The organism is Phaeobacter sp. JH204B (genome assembly GCF_048055755.1).
GTDB lineage: Bacteria > Pseudomonadota > Alphaproteobacteria > Rhodobacterales > Rhodobacteraceae > Phaeobacter > Phaeobacter bryozoorum.
Map to the genome: position 1 here is coordinate 166247 of NZ_JAYMXF010000026.1, position 15192 is coordinate 181438.

Annotated in this window: 12 protein-coding genes and 1 riboswitch; of the genes, 11 read left to right on the top strand and 1 reads right to left on the bottom strand. The window is 63.0% G+C overall.

Annotation, left to right across the window (positions count from 1 at the left end; genetic code table 11):
- Positions 1-67: 67 nt before the first annotated feature.
- A complete protein-coding gene (gene xseA, locus VXL81_RS14865; protein ID WP_416554890.1) occupies positions 68-1660 on the top strand; it encodes an exodeoxyribonuclease VII large subunit in 1593 nt (530 codons plus the stop codon).
- Between the two features lie 19 nt (positions 1661-1679).
- Here the strand turns inward: xseA and VXL81_RS14870 are convergent, their stop codons facing one another.
- The gene (locus VXL81_RS14870; RefSeq protein ID WP_340546119.1) at positions 1680-2093 is read right to left on the bottom strand and encodes a hypothetical protein; all 414 of its coding nucleotides are present in this window, start codon (positions 2091-2093) and stop codon (positions 1680-1682) included.
- Positions 2094-2344: 251 nt separating this feature from the next.
- On the opposite strand from VXL81_RS14870, the gene VXL81_RS14875 reads away from it, so the two are divergent.
- The 10 genes from VXL81_RS14875 to ptsP all read left to right on the top strand — a co-directional run bounded on the left by VXL81_RS14875 (position 2345) and on the right by ptsP (position 15121).
- Positions 2345-3022, top strand: coding sequence for a lysoplasmalogenase (locus tag VXL81_RS14875; RefSeq protein WP_416541245.1), 678 nt, complete (start codon positions 2345-2347; stop codon positions 3020-3022).
- Positions 3023-3147: 125 nt separating this feature from the next.
- On the top strand, positions 3148-4362 hold the full coding sequence (ftsY, locus tag VXL81_RS14880) for a signal recognition particle-docking protein FtsY (RefSeq protein WP_416554892.1): 1215 nt from the start codon (positions 3148-3150) through the stop codon (positions 4360-4362).
- A gap of 97 nt (positions 4363-4459) precedes the next feature.
- Positions 4460-5362 carry an EamA family transporter gene (locus tag VXL81_RS14885; protein ID WP_340546116.1) on the top strand — a complete coding sequence of 301 codons (903 nt, stop codon included), beginning with the start codon at positions 4460-4462 and terminating at the stop codon, positions 5360-5362.
- Between the two features lie 69 nt (positions 5363-5431).
- A complete protein-coding gene (locus VXL81_RS14890; RefSeq protein WP_416535063.1) occupies positions 5432-6046 on the top strand; it encodes an inner membrane-spanning protein YciB in 615 nt (204 codons plus the stop codon).
- A gap of 99 nt (positions 6047-6145) precedes the next feature.
- Positions 6146-6224, top strand: a riboswitch (SAM riboswitch).
- Positions 6225-6284: 60 nt separating this feature from the next.
- Positions 6285-7475 (top strand): O-succinylhomoserine sulfhydrylase, encoded by a 1191-nt coding sequence (gene metZ / locus VXL81_RS14895; RefSeq protein ID WP_340546114.1) that lies wholly within the window; start codon positions 6285-6287, stop codon positions 7473-7475.
- Between the two features lie 224 nt (positions 7476-7699).
- Positions 7700-8803: a GTP cyclohydrolase FolE2 gene (folE2, locus tag VXL81_RS14900; protein ID WP_416535065.1), complete on the top strand. Its 1104-nt coding sequence runs from the start codon at positions 7700-7702 to the stop codon at positions 8801-8803.
- A 370-nt stretch (positions 8804-9173) separates the two neighbouring features.
- A complete protein-coding gene (locus VXL81_RS14905) occupies positions 9174-9926 on the top strand; it encodes a hypothetical protein (RefSeq protein WP_416554894.1) in 753 nt (250 codons plus the stop codon).
- A 64-nt stretch (positions 9927-9990) separates the two neighbouring features.
- Positions 9991-11439 (top strand): TrkH family potassium uptake protein, encoded by a 1449-nt coding sequence (locus VXL81_RS14910; protein ID WP_340546111.1) that lies wholly within the window; start codon positions 9991-9993, stop codon positions 11437-11439.
- A 157-nt stretch (positions 11440-11596) separates the two neighbouring features.
- Positions 11597-12835 carry an aspartate kinase gene (locus VXL81_RS14915; RefSeq protein WP_340546110.1) on the top strand — a complete coding sequence of 413 codons (1239 nt, stop codon included), beginning with the start codon at positions 11597-11599 and terminating at the stop codon, positions 12833-12835.
- A gap of 45 nt (positions 12836-12880) precedes the next feature.
- The gene (gene ptsP, locus VXL81_RS14920) at positions 12881-15121 is read left to right on the top strand and encodes a phosphoenolpyruvate--protein phosphotransferase (RefSeq protein ID WP_340546109.1); all 2241 of its coding nucleotides are present in this window, start codon (positions 12881-12883) and stop codon (positions 15119-15121) included.
- Positions 15122-15192 lie beyond the last annotated feature (71 nt).

Consider the following 15192-nt stretch of genomic DNA (forward strand, 5'->3'; position numbering starts at 1 on the left):
GGCGGGTTCTATGCTGCGCGCGACTTCAAAACAAGAACCACCTGTGACGCAGGAGAGCAGCCCGCCGATGTCCGACCTGTTTGACGATCCCACCCCGGCTGACCGGCCCGGGCAGAATGCCCCCGAATTCACCGTTTCGGAAATCTCCGGCGAGGTGAAACGCACGCTGGAGGGCACTTTCGGGCGGATCCGGGTGCGCGGCGAGGTGGGCCGGGTATTCAAGGCGCGGTCCGGGCATCTTTACTATGACATCAAGGACGACCGCTCGGTGCTGGCCTGCACCACCTGGAAGGGGCAGATTTCCAGCCTTTCGGTGGTGCCGGAGGAGGGGCTGGAGGTCGTGGTCACCGGTCGGCTGACGGCCTTTGGCGGGCAGTCCAAGTACAACATGAACGTCGACGAGGTGGCGGTTGCCGGGCAGGGGGCGCTGATGGCGCTCTTGGAAAAGCGCAAGATGCAGCTGGAGGCCGAGGGGCTGTTTGCGCCGGAACGCAAGAAACCGCTGCCCTATCTGCCGCAGATCATCGGCGTGGTTACGTCGCCATCGGGTGCGGTGATCCGCGATATCCTGCACCGGCTGCGTGACCGCTTTCCGCGCAAGGTGCTGGTCTGGCCGGTCGCCGTGCAGGGCAAGGCCTGCGCACCGGAGGTGGCCCGCGCCATCGACGGCTTCAACCGGCTGACACCGGGCGGCGCGCTGCCGCGGCCCGATCTGATCATCGTGGCCCGGGGTGGTGGCTCGATCGAGGATCTCTGGGGGTTCAACGAAGAAATCGTCGCCCGCGCCGCCGCAGCCTCGCAGATTCCGCTGATCTCTGCCGTGGGGCATGAGACGGATACCACGCTGATTGATTTTGTGTCCGACCGCCGGGCGCCGACACCGACGGCGGCGGCAGAGCTGGCGGTGCCGGTGCGGCTGGAGCTGATGGGCTGGACCGAAAATCAGGGCGCGCGGCTGGTGCGGTCTGCTGGTCTGGCGGTGCAGCAGCGGCGCCAGCGGCTCAATGATCTGGCCCGCGCGCTGCCCAAACCCGACACATTGCTGGAAACCCCGCGTCAGCGGCTGGATCTGTGGGGGGACAAATTGCCCGATGCGCTGATCCGGGGGGTTGAGCGTCGCCGCCTGCGGCTGAGCGAGGCGGCAGCTGCGCTGCGTCCCAGCACCCTGCGCCAATTGGTCAGCACCCGTGGCGACCGGCTGCGCAACCTCTCTTCAAGGTTGAGCCTGCGCCCGATCCGGCAGGATCTTGCGCGTCAGCAGGACCGCCTCGGCCAGCTGGCCCAGCGGCTCGATACCGTGCAGGCACAGCGGTTGGACCGGCAGCGCCAACGGCTGGAGGCAACCGGGCGTCAGCTGGATATTCTGAGTTACAAGGCCACGCTGCGGCGCGGCTATGCGGTGGTGCGCAGCGGCGAGACGGTGATCACCCGCGCCGCAGAGGCGGCATCGCAGGCGCGGCTTCATATCGAATTTGCCGACGCCGAGATCGAGGTGACCCCAACCGTGACAACGACCGCAACAACGACCGCAGGCGGCGAAGCAGCCCCTGCCGTCAAATCCGATGCGGTCTCCGTTGCGCCATCGTCGGACGACCGGTCCAAATCCACCAGCCAGAAGAGCGACACATCAGACCCGGGGGATCAAGGCTCCCTGTTCTGAGCCGGCCTCTGGCGCGCGCTCAGACGCCGACGTCCGGGCCGAGGCAGAGCATCTCCTGGCCCAGCTCCTCCGCCTCGTAAAGCTCGGTTGCCTCCGGGTCGCCTTCGAACTGGGCAATTAACCCGTTGTCGCCAAATGAAAACTGCCAGCATTGCGGCGTGCCGATCTCGTCATAGACAAAACAGATCTGATCGGCCTGCGGATACCATTCGCCGTTTTGGCAGCGGCCATCCAGAAACGACCATATCACCCGGCGGTTGGGCAGATAGCGCTCAACCCCATAGGGCACGCCATCAAAACCGTAGAACAGGGTGCGGCCCTGGGTGTAGCGGTCGAACTGATCCGCTGTCAGAGGCGCACCGGCGGCGGCCGGACGGCCCTGCAGGGCGCTGCTCAACAGGATCGCCGAGAGAATCAGACAGAGCATTCGCATGGATCGACTGTGCCAGAGCCGTATCGCCCTGACCATGGTTTCCGCAGCGGGGGCGATGACAGGCAGAATCGCGCGATGCCTCGGGCACGGCGGCGCGGGCGCAGGGTTGCGCGGCGTCACCTTTGACCGGGGCCGGTGTGCTGGGCAACATCGGTGTAGAAAAAAGCCGCAGCCTCAGGTGGTTGCCCGGTGCAGATCGGTGCAGATCGGTGCGGCTGAGGTCATTGGCCAGAGCGAGGGGAGAGAGTGGAATGCCGGAATTGGGAAACAGCCCTATGGGGGATGCGTTGATCGGCGCGGCGGCGCTATTTGCGCTTGTGTATCTGGGGCTGACGGCGCGGCCGACCAGCGTGCTGCGCAGCGCGACCAAGACCCTGGCGGTGCTGCTGCTGGCGATTGCCGCCTGGCTTGGCGGTGGGCCAGTGCTGCTGACCCTCGCGCTTGGGCTTTGTGCTATTGGCGATTTCTGCCTGTCGCGGGATGGCGAAGGCGCTTTCATGGCCGGGGTCGGGGCCTTTGCAGCGGGGCATCTGGTCTATGTGTTTCTGTTCCTCGGTCAGGACAGCAGCGAGGCCGCGCGGCTATTGCAGATGCCGCAGCTGATCGGCGTTGTGGTGCTGGCGCTGGCGGGCATCGCCATGGCGCGATTGCTGGCGCCGCGTGCCGGTGCCTTGAAAGCTCCGGTGCTGGCCTATGTACCGATCATCATCAGTATGGGGCTGGCAGCCCTGACCCTGCCGCTGGGGGGCAGTCTGCAAGGGCTGGCGCTGGTACTGCCTGCGGCGCTCGCCTTCATGGCGTCCGATATCGTTCTGGCCTTTGAAACCTTTGTGCTGACCGAGGATCACCCGGCGCGGCGGTTCACGCCCTATGCGGTCTGGCCGCTCTACTGGGGGGCGCAGGCGGGGTTTCTGCTGGCGTTTCTGTAGCGGCTTAGGCCGGTTCTTGCATCGGTTTTGTGGCGGTCGGCGCACCGAGGTGCTTTGCACTTGCCGCAAAACCGCATTAGGTGTCCGCGTGACAACTCGCACAGACCCAATATGCGGAGACCGACATGGCGTTTTTCTCAAAACTGAAGGACCGGCTGTTCAAGTCGTCGAACAAGCTTGAGGAAGGGCTTGATGCCATCGTCGAAGAGGGCGCAGCCGTACAACAGCCCGCACCGGAGAAGACGCCCGAGGTGCCGCCATCCGCACCGCCTGTCGAGGTGCCGTCTGAACAGCCTGTTGAGGCACCAGAGGCGCCGCCAGTGGAGGTGCCGTCTGAGGCGCCGTCCGAGATCCCCGCAGAGACACCCGCACAGCCCGCCCGCACAGCAGAGCCGATGGCGAAACCGGCGATGAAGCCGATGCCCGCGCCGACCCCGGACCCGGTTTCGGCAACGCCTGGGCTTTTGGGGCGTCTGATAGGGCGCGGTAAGGCGGATGAGCCGCGCCGCGCGCTGGATGACGACATGCTGGAGCAGCTGGAGGATCTTCTGGTTGCCGCCGACATGGGGGTCGATACCGCGCTGCGTGTCACGGCCAATATGGCCGAGGGCCGGTTTGGCAAGCGGCTTTCGACGCGTGAGATCAAGGAGCTGCTGGCCGCAGAGGTGGCCCGCATCATGGAACCGGTCGCCCGCCCGATGCCAATCTACCAGAAACGCCCGCAGGTGGTGCTGGTGGTGGGCGTCAATGGCTCCGGCAAGACCACCACAATCGGCAAGCTGGCCAGCCAGTTCAAGGCCGCGGGCAAGAAGGTGGTGATCGCCGCAGGCGACACTTTCCGCGCCGCGGCAGTGGAGCAGTTGCAGGTCTGGGGCGACCGTGCAGGTGTGCCGGTCCTGACCGCGCCCGAGGGATCGGATCCTGCCAGCCTTGCCTTTGATGCGATGACACGGGCGCAGGAAGAGGGGGCGGATCTGTTGATGATCGACACAGCTGGCCGCCTGCAGAACCGCGCCGATCTGATGGAAGAACTGGCAAAGATTGTCCGGGTGATCCGCAAGAAGGACGAGACCGCGCCGCATAACACCCTGCTGGTTCTGGATGCCACCACCGGGCAGAATGCGCTCAATCAGGTGGAAACCTTCCAGAAACTGGCCGATGTGTCGGGGCTGGTGATGACCAAGCTGGACGGCACCGCCAAGGGGGGTGTGCTGGTGGCGCTGGCGGATAAATTCGGCCTGCCGATCCATGCCATCGGTGTGGGCGAGCAGATCGACGACCTTGCCCCGTTTGATCCCGAAGAATTTGCGGCCGCCCTGACCGGGCTGGAAACCTCCTGAGCCGCGCGCGCCGGCCGCATCTTCTGGCTGAAAATATCCTCGGGGGTCCGGGGGTGGAAAACCCCCGGCGATCTGTTCTGGAGCAAAGGTACTGCGGTTGAGCGACTGGCTGATCTCTCTGGAGGGGACCGAGGCGGGACATCATGCGGCGCTTGCGCTGGCGCTGATGGCGGCGATCCTGCACGCGGTGTTCGGAGCGCTGCAAAAGGGGCGATATGACCCCTGGCTGTCGCGCGGTGCAATTGATTTCTCCTATGGGCTGATGGCCCTGCCGCTGGCGCTGTTCGTGGTGCCCTGGCCCGAGCCGCATATGTGGCCGATCTTTGCGGGCGTCTGGCTGATCCATGTGCTCTACAAGATCCTGCAGGGGCTGGCCTATAGCAAGGGCAGCTACACGGTGGTCTATCCGGTGGTGCGCGGCACCGGGCCGCTGTTCACCGTGCTGGGCGCGTCAATGCTGTTTGACGAAGGCTTTACAGCGGTGCAGTGGCTGGGGGTTCTGGTGCTGCTGGCGGGGATTTTTGGGCTGGCGCTCTACAATTACCGCAATCTGACCGACAATCGCGAAACCCTGGGCAGCGCCCTGGCGCTGGCGGTGGCGACCGGCGTCTTTGTGGCGCTCTACACCACCTATGACGCCTATGGCATTCGCGCGACGGCGGATCCGTTCACCTTTCTTGCGTGGTTCTTCTTCATCGACGGGCTGGCGATGCCGCCCTATGCCTATCTGCGCTGGCGGGCGATGGTGCCGCGCCCGGACCCCGGCCCTCTCATGGCCAAGGGGCTGCTGGGCGGGCTTATCGCCTTTGGCTCCTTTGGGGCGGTCATGCTGGCCACGCGGCTGGACAAGGTGGGAGAGGCGGCGGTGCTGCGCGAAACCTCCACGGTCTTTGCTGCGCTTATCGGCTGGCTGGTGTTGAAGGAAACCGTGGGGCCGCGACGGATTGCCCTGATGGCTTTGATCGCGCTGGGGGCCGTGATAGTGGAGATGGGCGGCTGATCCGGCTGGCACAGCGGCCAGGCCTCGGCGATCACCGCCGGTGAATTCAGGTTAGGAACAGGAATAGAAATGGCGGGAAAACCGATCAACCGAACCCTTAAACTGGTGCTGGAATACGGCCCGCTGGTGCTGTTCTTTGTCGGCTACCTGCGCCTGCGCGATGAGCTGCTGATGATCGGCGGGCAGGAGTACAAGGGCTTTATCGTGGTGACGGCGGCCTTCATTCCGCTGATGGTGCTGTCGAGCCTGGCACTGTGGCGGCTGACCGGTCATATTTCCAGACTCCAGGTCGGGACGCTGGTGATTGTGATCCTGTTTGGCGGGCTGTCGGTCTGGTTCAATGATGAGCGGTTCTTCAAGATGAAGCCGACGATCCTTTATGTGCTGCTGGGCGGTGCGCTGGCGATTGGTCTGATCCGGGGGGAAAGCTATCTGAAGGTCGCGATGGATGAGCTGATGCCGCTGCAGGACGCAGGCTGGATGATCCTGACGCGGCGGCTGTGTTACTTCTTCTTCGCGCTGGCGCTCCTGAATGAGCTGATCTGGCGCACGCAGAGCACCGACACCTGGGTTTATTTCAAGACCTTTGGCCTGTCGCTGGCGATGTTTGCCTTTTTCATGACACAGGCGCGGGTCTTTCAGGCCTATGCGATGCCGGACGCCGAGGTGGACGAGAGCGAGTGACGCGGGCAGGGCCGCAGCGACCCGTCCCGGTGGTGTCGCTGCGTGTCGCGATCTGCGCGCAGCGGACTTGACCAAACGGCGGTTTGGGCTTATCCGGGACGGATATATCGTGGCGATTTGTTACCGGATTGCGGGCCACGTAAAACAATCCCGCTAAAGAGGTCAGGATGTGAAGGACCCCCTTTCGCTTGGCCGAATGGGGGTTTTTTAATGCGCAACGCGCGCAAGGAGACAGAAGATGAGCGAGACCTGGAATAAGCGCACGAAACTGGTGCATGGCGGGACCCGCCGCAGCCAGTACAATGAGGTCAGCGAAGCGATCTACCTGACGCAGGGTTTTGTTTACGACACCGCCGAACAGGCCGAGGCGCGGTTTATCGAGACCGGCCCCGATGAATTCATCTATGCCCGCTATGGCAACCCGACGGTGGCGATGTTCGAAGAGCGCATTGCCGCGCTGGAAGGGGCCGAGGACGCCTTTGCCACCGCATCCGGCATGGCGGCGGTCAATGGCGCGCTGACCTCGATGCTGAAGGCAGGCGACCATGTGGTTTCAGCCAAGGCGCTGTTTGGCTCCTGTCTCTATATTCTCGAGACGATCCTGACCCGGTTCGGGGTTGAGGTGACCTTTGTCGATGGCACCGACCTTGAACAGTGGCGCGCAGCGCTGCGCCCTGACACCAAGGCGGTGTTTTTCGAGTCGATGTCCAACCCGACACTTGAGGTGATCGATATCGCCGCAGTGGCCGAGCTGGCCCATGAGGTCGGGGCCACTGTGGTGGTCGATAACGTGTTTTCGACGCCGGTGTTTTCCAATGCCATCGCGCAGGGCGCGGATGTGGTGATCTATTCCGCGACCAAACATATCGACGGGCAGGGACGGGTGCTGGGCGGCGTCATCCTTGGCACGCGCGAGTTCATCCGGGGCACCGTTGAACCCTATATGAAGCACACCGGCGGCAGCCTCAGCCCGTTCAATGCCTGGACGCTGCTGAAGGGGCTGGAGACGATTTCCCTGCGGGTCAATGCCCAGGCCGATACAGCGCTGGAACTGGCGCAGGCGCTGAGCGGTCATTCCGCACTCAGCCGGCTGATGTATCCCGGCCTGGAGACCCATGCCCAATACGCACTGGTGCAGCGCCAGCTGGGCGGCAAAGGCGGCACGGTGCTGTCGCTGGACCTCAAGGGCGGCAAGAAGGCTGCATTCAGGTTCCTGAACGCGCTGACCATCCCGGTGATTTCCAACAATCTGGGCGATGCGAAATCCATCGCCACCCATCCGGCCACCACCACCCATCAGCGGTTGTCTGATGAGCTGAAGGCCGAACTGGGCATTACGCCCGGTCTGGTCCGGTTTTCGGTCGGGCTTGAGGATGCCGCCGATCTGATCGCGGATCTGACACAGGCCCTGGCGGTGGCGGAGGCCTGATCGGCTGAAGCTGCGGCTGAATAGCGACGGCGATAAGGGGGCAGGGCGCGCGCGTCGCCGCTGCCCCCGATGCCAAGCGTGATCCAAGAGGATCTGGCGTCAATCGCCGTAAATGCGCAAAACACGACGCTTTTGAATGATCTGTTTTGCGATCTGCTGCGTAACAGACTAAAACTAATCCTGCTGCCTGATGATCGGGCAGCGTCAGCGGAGGTCTCTGTTTCATGAACTCTCACTCGCGTAATCTGACTAAGGCGCCTGATCGAGCAGATGCAGAGGATGCACTCGAGCTGTTGCGCAAATGGGCCAGCACGGCAACCGAGACCGAAATTGCTCAACTAAACCCTGTGGTTGCACGGCTTCTGCCGGATGCACCCGTTGGTAATTATCCCGATCTGTCGCGCCACTACCCTGAGGAGTTTGAAGCCGATAGCAGCTATCGTGCGACCCTGCCGGACCTGCAGAACGGGCCGTCCAGCCTGATCCGCGGCGCCCATGAGCAGATCCAGCACGTCGGAATTTCCAATTTTCGCCTGCCGATTCGCTTTCACACCCGCGACAATGGCGATCTGACGCTGGAAACCAGCGTGACCGGCACCGTCAGCCTGGATGCCGACAAGAAGGGCATCAATATGTCCCGGATCATGCGGTCGTTTTACAAACACGCTGAACGCACTTTCAGCTTTGAAGTGATGGAAGCGGCGCTTGATGATTACCTCACCGATCTCGAAAGCCTTGATGCACGTTTGCAGATGCGGTTTTCCTTCCCGGTGAAGGTGCAAAGCCTGCGTTCTGGCCTGTCGGGCTATCAATACTATGATATCGCTCTGGAAATCGTGGATCACGATGGCGAGCGGACGAAGATCATCCATCTGGATTACGTCTATTCCTCGACCTGTCCCTGTTCGCTTGAGCTGAGCGAACATGCCCGCAGTGCCCGTGGCCAGCTGGCGACGCCGCATTCGCAGCGCTCGGTGGCGCGGATTTCGCTGGTGCAGGAGCCGGGCGCGCCGGTTCTGTGGTTCGAGGATGTGATCGACCATTGCCGCCGCGCGGTGCCGACCGAGACCCAGGTCATGGTCAAGCGCGAGGATGAGCAGGCCTTTGCCGAGCTGAACGCGGCCAATCCGATCTTTGTCGAAGATGCCGCGCGGCTGTTCTGCGAGGCGCTGCAATCGGATTCCCGTATCGGCGACTTCCGGGTGGTGGCCAGCCATCAGGAGAGCCTGCACAGCCATGATGCAATCAGCGTGCTGACGCAGGGGCCGACCTTTGCGGCGCGCAGCATCGACCCGCGGATGTTCGCAACCCTGATCCATCAGGGGTGATCCGGGCGCGCAGGACGCCAATCGTGCCTGTGGCCCCATTTTCCGACATAGACCCGACACCGCTGCCTGATTAGGCGGCGGTTTTTCGCGCTTTTTACGGGCGCCTCTGCAATGCGGCATTATTTATGCTGCAATGCAAAAGGAATCAGATAGAGTTGCAACCTGTGGGGGTGTGCGCTGCGTCGTTCCCCCTGTCCGAGGGGCGGAGGGGGCCTCGTGCCAGGGCTGTCGCGCCGAGCTTACCGGGTTCGGAAGATGGTCAGACCAATGTCTCTTGTTCATCTGCGCCAGCAAGGCCGTCTGATCGCTGGCCCTGATGTCTGGCGCAGCCATATCGCGGCGGATGCCACCCGCCAAACAGGAGATTTTGATGATCCCTCTACTCGACTTCACCGACCTTCCCCGGACACCTGCTGCATTGGCAGGTACGCTTGTTGGGCGCCAGATGCGGTTCTGGCGTGGGGCCGTGGCCCTGATGGGGGCAATGCCCGCCGCGCAGATGGCGGTTGCCAGCCATGCGATTGCAGTGGGGCTGAACCAGACCCGTGTCAAGACCACCGCCGCGCGCAGCACGGAGGCAGCCAGCCGCAGTGCCGAGCCTGCCGCAACCGCTGCGGAGAAACCTGCGGCCGCAAAACCAAAGCCCGCCCCGCAGCGCAAGCCTGCCCGCAAGAAAACCCGCCCGGCACGGACCAAGGCGGCGACCAGCACGCCGACGGTTGCGCCAACGCCGCAGCCCACCGACAAGGCGGATACAGCCGGGGCGTCCGATTTTTCCAGCAAGCGCAGGGTCGCGACGAGCGAAGCGGATGTGGCAAAACCTGCGGCCCCTGCCGCTGCTGCCGCCGTGACACCCGATACGCACGCCGCCGCCGGACCAAGCCGCAAAACCACCCGCGCGCCGTCGAAACCGGCAGCGATGCCCGCCAAGGATCCGGCCCCGGCATCTTCGCCTGCATCTCAGCCCGCTGCGCGGGCTCAGCTGTCGCCGGTTGGCGCGAAACAGGCCGGAACCACCAGCACTCAGGCGCTGATGACCGGTCAGGGCGGGGGGGGCGGCACGTCGGCCAGTGCGATGACGGCGAAAGTCGGCACGGTGTCACAGAAGTCGACAAAACCCTAACCCCGGGTCGCAACAGTCGCGCAGTCTCTTGACACTCCGCCCGGTGGAGGCCAACGCTGCGCGCATGTTGGATCTGCGTCCGGTTGGATATGTCATTGGCCTTCTGGTGGCCATCCTTGGGGCAACCATGGTGTTCCCGCTGGCTGTCGATCTATACGACGGGCAGGGGGAATGGCCGGTCTTTCTCGAAAGTGCCGTCATCACCATCCTCGGCGGCGGGCTGATTGCGCTGTCCTGTGCCAATGGGGTGCGCGAGGGGCTGACGATCCAGCAGACCTTTCTGCTGACGACGCTGGTCTGGGTGGCGCTGCCGGTGTTCGGGGCGATTCCCCTGATGCTGGGCGCCACTGAACTGCGCTTTGTCGATGCGTTCTTCGAGGCGATGTCCGGCCTTACCACCACCGGCTCCACCGTGATTTCGGGCCTTGATGGTCTGCCGCGCGGACTGCTGCTGTGGCGGGGCATCCTGCAATGGCTGGGCGGCATCGGCATCATCGTGGTGGCCATGGTGTTCCTGCCGGAGCTGCGGGTTGGCGGCATGCAGATTTTCCGCTCCGAAGCCTTTGACACGATGGGGAAAATCCTGCCGCGCGCGCAGGCAATCGCGAAGCAGATTTCGCTGATTTACGTCGGCCTGACCGTGGCCTGCATGGTGGTCTATATGCTGTTGGGGATGCAGCCCTTTGACGCGCTGGTGCATGCGCTGACCACATGTTCCACCGGGGGTTTCTCCAATTACGATGCGTCTTTCGGCACCTTTACCGGCGCGCCTGAATATGCGGCATCGGTGTTCATGATCCTCGCGGCGCTGCCCTTTGTGCGCTATGTGCAGATGGTCAACGGCCATTCCAAGCCGCTGTTTCGTGACAGCCAGATCCAGACCTTTCTGGCCACCATCCTGATCCTTGTCGTGGTGACGGCCTGTGTGCTGGTCTATGTGTTTCCTCACCACCCCGAGCAGGCGGTGCGCGAGGCGCTGTTCAATATCACCTCGATCATCTCCGGCACCGGCTACGCCAGCGTTGATTACATGCAGTGGGGCAGCTTTCTGGTGATGCTGTTCTTCTTTATCGGGCTGATTGGCGGCTGTGCGGGGTCAACCGCCTGTTCGGTCAAGATTTTCCGCTATCAGCTGCTGTTCGCCTCGATCCGGGTGCAGATCCAGCGCATTCATTCGCCGCATGGGGTGTTTGTCCCGCGCTATCAGGGCAGGGCGGTGGACGCCGAGGTGCTGAGCTCGGTGATCTCCTTTTTCATGTTCTTTGTGGTCACGCTGGGGATCGTGGCCTGGGCGCTGGCGCTGACCGGGCTTGATTTTGTGACGGCGGTGTCGGGGGCGGCAACGGCTGTGGCCAATATCGGCCCCGGCCTTGGCGACCGGATCGGGCCTGCGGGCAACTTCTCCACGCTGAACGATGGCGCCAAGTGGATCCTGAGTGCGGCGATGCTGATCGGGCGGCTGGAGCTGATGGCGGTCTATGCCATTCTGACCATCCGTTTTTGGCGCAACTAGGCAGATCGACCGAAACGCGCCGCTTTGACGCATCAAAATTGCGTGTTGCACCGGCGTTTCTGCGTGTATCGCTACAATCCGCAGGCTTGCCCTTGTGGGGCCGCTCGCATAAGAGGCGGGGAGTTGAAACCCGCAAGCGCACGGAGAGTTTTGCCCAATGCCCGTTCTTGTGATGAAATTCGGCGGTACATCTGTCGCCAATCTGGACCGCATCCGCCGCGCGGCGAAACGCGTGGGCGTTGAGGTGGCCAAGGGCTATGACGTGATCGTTATCGTCTCTGCCATGTCGGGCAAGACCAATGAGCTGGTCGGCTGGGTCAATGAGACCTCGCCGCTGTTTGATGCGCGCGAATATGATGCTGTGGTCTCCTCGGGCGAGAATGTGACGGCGGGTCTGATGGCGCTGACGCTGCAGGAGATGGATATCCCCGCGCGCAGCTGGCAGGGCTGGCAGGTGCCGCTGAAAACCACCAGCGCCCACAGTCAGGCCCGGATCGAAGAGATCCCGCCGGAGAACATCAATGCGAAGTTCGGCGAAGGCATGCGCGTCGCCGTGGTTGCAGGGTTTCAGGGGATCAGCCCCGAAGGCCGTATCACCACGCTGGGCCGGGGCGGGTCTGATACCACCGCTGTTGCCTTTGCCGCGGCCTTTGAGGCGGAGCGCTGCGATATCTATACCGATGTGGACGGGGTCTATACCACCGACCCGCGGATCTGCGATAAGGCGCGCAAACTGGATAGGATCGCGTTTGAAGAAATGCTGGAGCTGGCCTCGCTGGGCGCCAAGGTCCTGCAAACCCGCTCTGTTGAACTGGCGATGCGCTACAAGGTGAAGCTGCGCGTGTTGTCGAGTTTTGAGGAACAGTCCGACGAGGCCGGAACCCTGGTCTGCGACGAGGAGGAAATCATGGAATCCAATGTTGTGGCCGGTGTGGCCTATTCCCGTGACGAAGCCAAGCTGACCGTGCAATCGGTCGCCGACCGTCCCGGCATCGCGGCACATATCTTTACCGCGCTGAGCGATGCAGGTGTGAACGTCGATATGATCGTTCAGGATATCTCGGCCGAGGGTCGCACCGATATGACCTTCTCCTGCCCGACCGATCAGGTGGCGCGCGCCGAACAGGCGTTGCAGGCGGTAAAGCAGAAGGGCGAGCTGAACTACGCCGAACTGCTGGCTGACCGTGATGTTGCCAAGGTCTCGGTGGTTGGCATCGGTATGCGCTCACAATCAGGGGTTGCAGCCAAGATGTTCAAGGTGCTGTCGGACGAGGGCATCAACATCAAGGTGATCACCACCTCCGAAATCAAGATTTCGGTTCTGATCGACCGGAAATACATGGAACTTGCAGTGCAAGCACTGCATGATGCCTTTGAATTGGACAAGGCGGCCTGATCTGGACCTGGCTGCCTGACACCGAAACCTGTGTGAACGGCCCCCATGGTAAAGACGACCGAATCCGAAAGTCGCAATCTGTTGATGCGCTTGCGCGAGGCGATGGCCGGTGATGATGCCGGTCAGGCCCGGCTGGACAAGATCACCCAGCTGATCGCCGATAGCATGCGCAGCGAGGTGTGCTCGGTCTATCTGTTCCGGGACGAGGAGACGCTTGAGCTCTGCGCGACTCAGGGTCTGAACGTTGAATCCGTACACCAGACCCGTATGCGGATCGGCGAGGGGCTGGTGGGCCGTGTGGCGCGCTATGGCAAGGTGGTCAACACCCCGGATGCCCCCAACGCCAAGGGGTTCCGCTATATGCCGGAAACCGGGGAGGAGCGTTATGCCTCTTTCCTGGGGGTGCCGATTCAGCGGCTTGGCGAGATGCTGGGCGTGCTGGTGGTGCAGTCCAAGGACGCGCGCGAATTCTCCGCCGATGCGGTCTATGCGCTGGAAGTGGTGGCGATGGTGATTGCCGAAATGACCGAGCTTGGCGCCTTTGTTGGCGAGGGCGCGGCGCTGTCGCCCCTGCACCAGCAACCGGTTCTGCTGCGGGGAACCATCGCGCAGGAAGGCGCCGTTGAAGGCCACGTCTGGCTGCATGAGCCGCGCGTTGTTGTGACCAATCCGATTGCCGATGACCCGCACCGCGAGCTTGAGCGCCTGCATGAATCGGTCGAGGAGCTGCGGGTCGGCGTCGACAAGATGCTGGAGGTCTCCCAGACCGGTGACAAGGAACAGTTGCAGGTGCTGGAAGCCTACCGGATGTTCGCCAATTCCAAAGGGTGGATGCGGCGGATGGAAGAGGACATCGGCCGCGGTCTGAGTGCCGAGGCGGCGGTGGAGAAAGAGCAGTCCCAGGCGCGGGCGCGCATGGGGCAGGTGCAGGATGCCTATCTGCGCGAGCGGCTGAGCGATCTGGATGATCTGTCCAACCGGCTGCTACGGATTTTGACCGGGCAGGGCCGTGAAACCGGTGCAGAGCTGCCCGAGGACCCGGTGCTGATTGCACGGAACATCGGCCCCGGTGAGCTGCTGGAATATGGCCGCAACCTGCGTGGCATCGTGCTGGAGGAAGGCTCTGTCGGCTCTCATGCGGCGATCATTGCCCGCGCGCTGGCCATTCCGCTGGTGGTTCACACCAAACGCATCACCACCGAGGCGCTGAACGGCGACCATATCATGGTGGACGGGGAGCAGGGTGTGGTACATCTGCGGCCGGATGACACCGTTGTGGGGGCCTTTCGCGACAAGATCGCGATGCAGGCCAAGGCGCAGGAACGCTATGCCTCGATCCGTGACAAACAGGCGCTGACCCGCGACGGCACACGTGTGAACCTGCTGATGAACGCCGGGCTGATGGCCGATTTGCCGTCGCTGGAAAACTCCGGTGCCGAAGGCGTCGGGCTGTTCCGAACCGAATTGCAGTTTCTGGTCCGCAACCAGATGCCGAAACGATCCGAACTGGTGGCGCTGTATCAGCGGGTGTTGGATGCGGCTGGCGGCAAGCGGGTGGTGTTCCGCACGCTGGACATCGGGTCGGACAAGGTGCTGCCCTATATGAAGCCGACCGATGAACCGAATCCGGCACTTGGCTGGCGGGCGATCCGGGTTGGTCTCGACAAGCCCGGTGTGATGCGGATGCAGTTGCAGGCGCTGATGCGCGCCGCCAACGGGCGTCCGCTGACGGTCATGTTCCCGTTTGTGGCGCAGTTCGAGGAGTTCCGCGCCGCCAAGGCCGAGGTCGCCAAGACGCTGGAACGCGAACGGCGCCTCGGGCATCCGCTGCCGGAAAAACTGGAAGTCGGGGCCATGCTGGAAACCCCGTCGCTGGCCTTTGCGCCGCAGAAGTTTTTCGACGAGGTCGAATTCCTGTCGATCGGCGGCAATGACCTCAAGCAGTTTTTCTTTGCTGCGGACCGTGAAAACGAGAGGGTGCGCAAGCGTTACGACACATTGAACGTGAGCTACCTGAGCTTTATCGCGCAAATCGTTGAGCGTTGCGAGATTTCCGGGACTCCGCTCAGCTTTTGCGGCGAGGACGCCGGGCGCCCGATTGAGGCGGTCTGCCTTGCGGCGATGGGGTTGCGGGTGCTGTCGATGCGACCTGCCTCGGTTGGCCCGGTCAAATCGCTGCTGATGCGGGTGGATCTGAATGCTATTCGCAAAATCATTGCCGACGCACGCCACCGAGGCGAGCAAACGGTGCGTCCGGCAGTGATGCAATATCTGCGAGAGCTCTGAGCCGGGATCCTTCGCACCATAGTCTGCACTGGGACCGCGCAGCCGAGGCTGCGCGGTTTTTTTGACTGAGG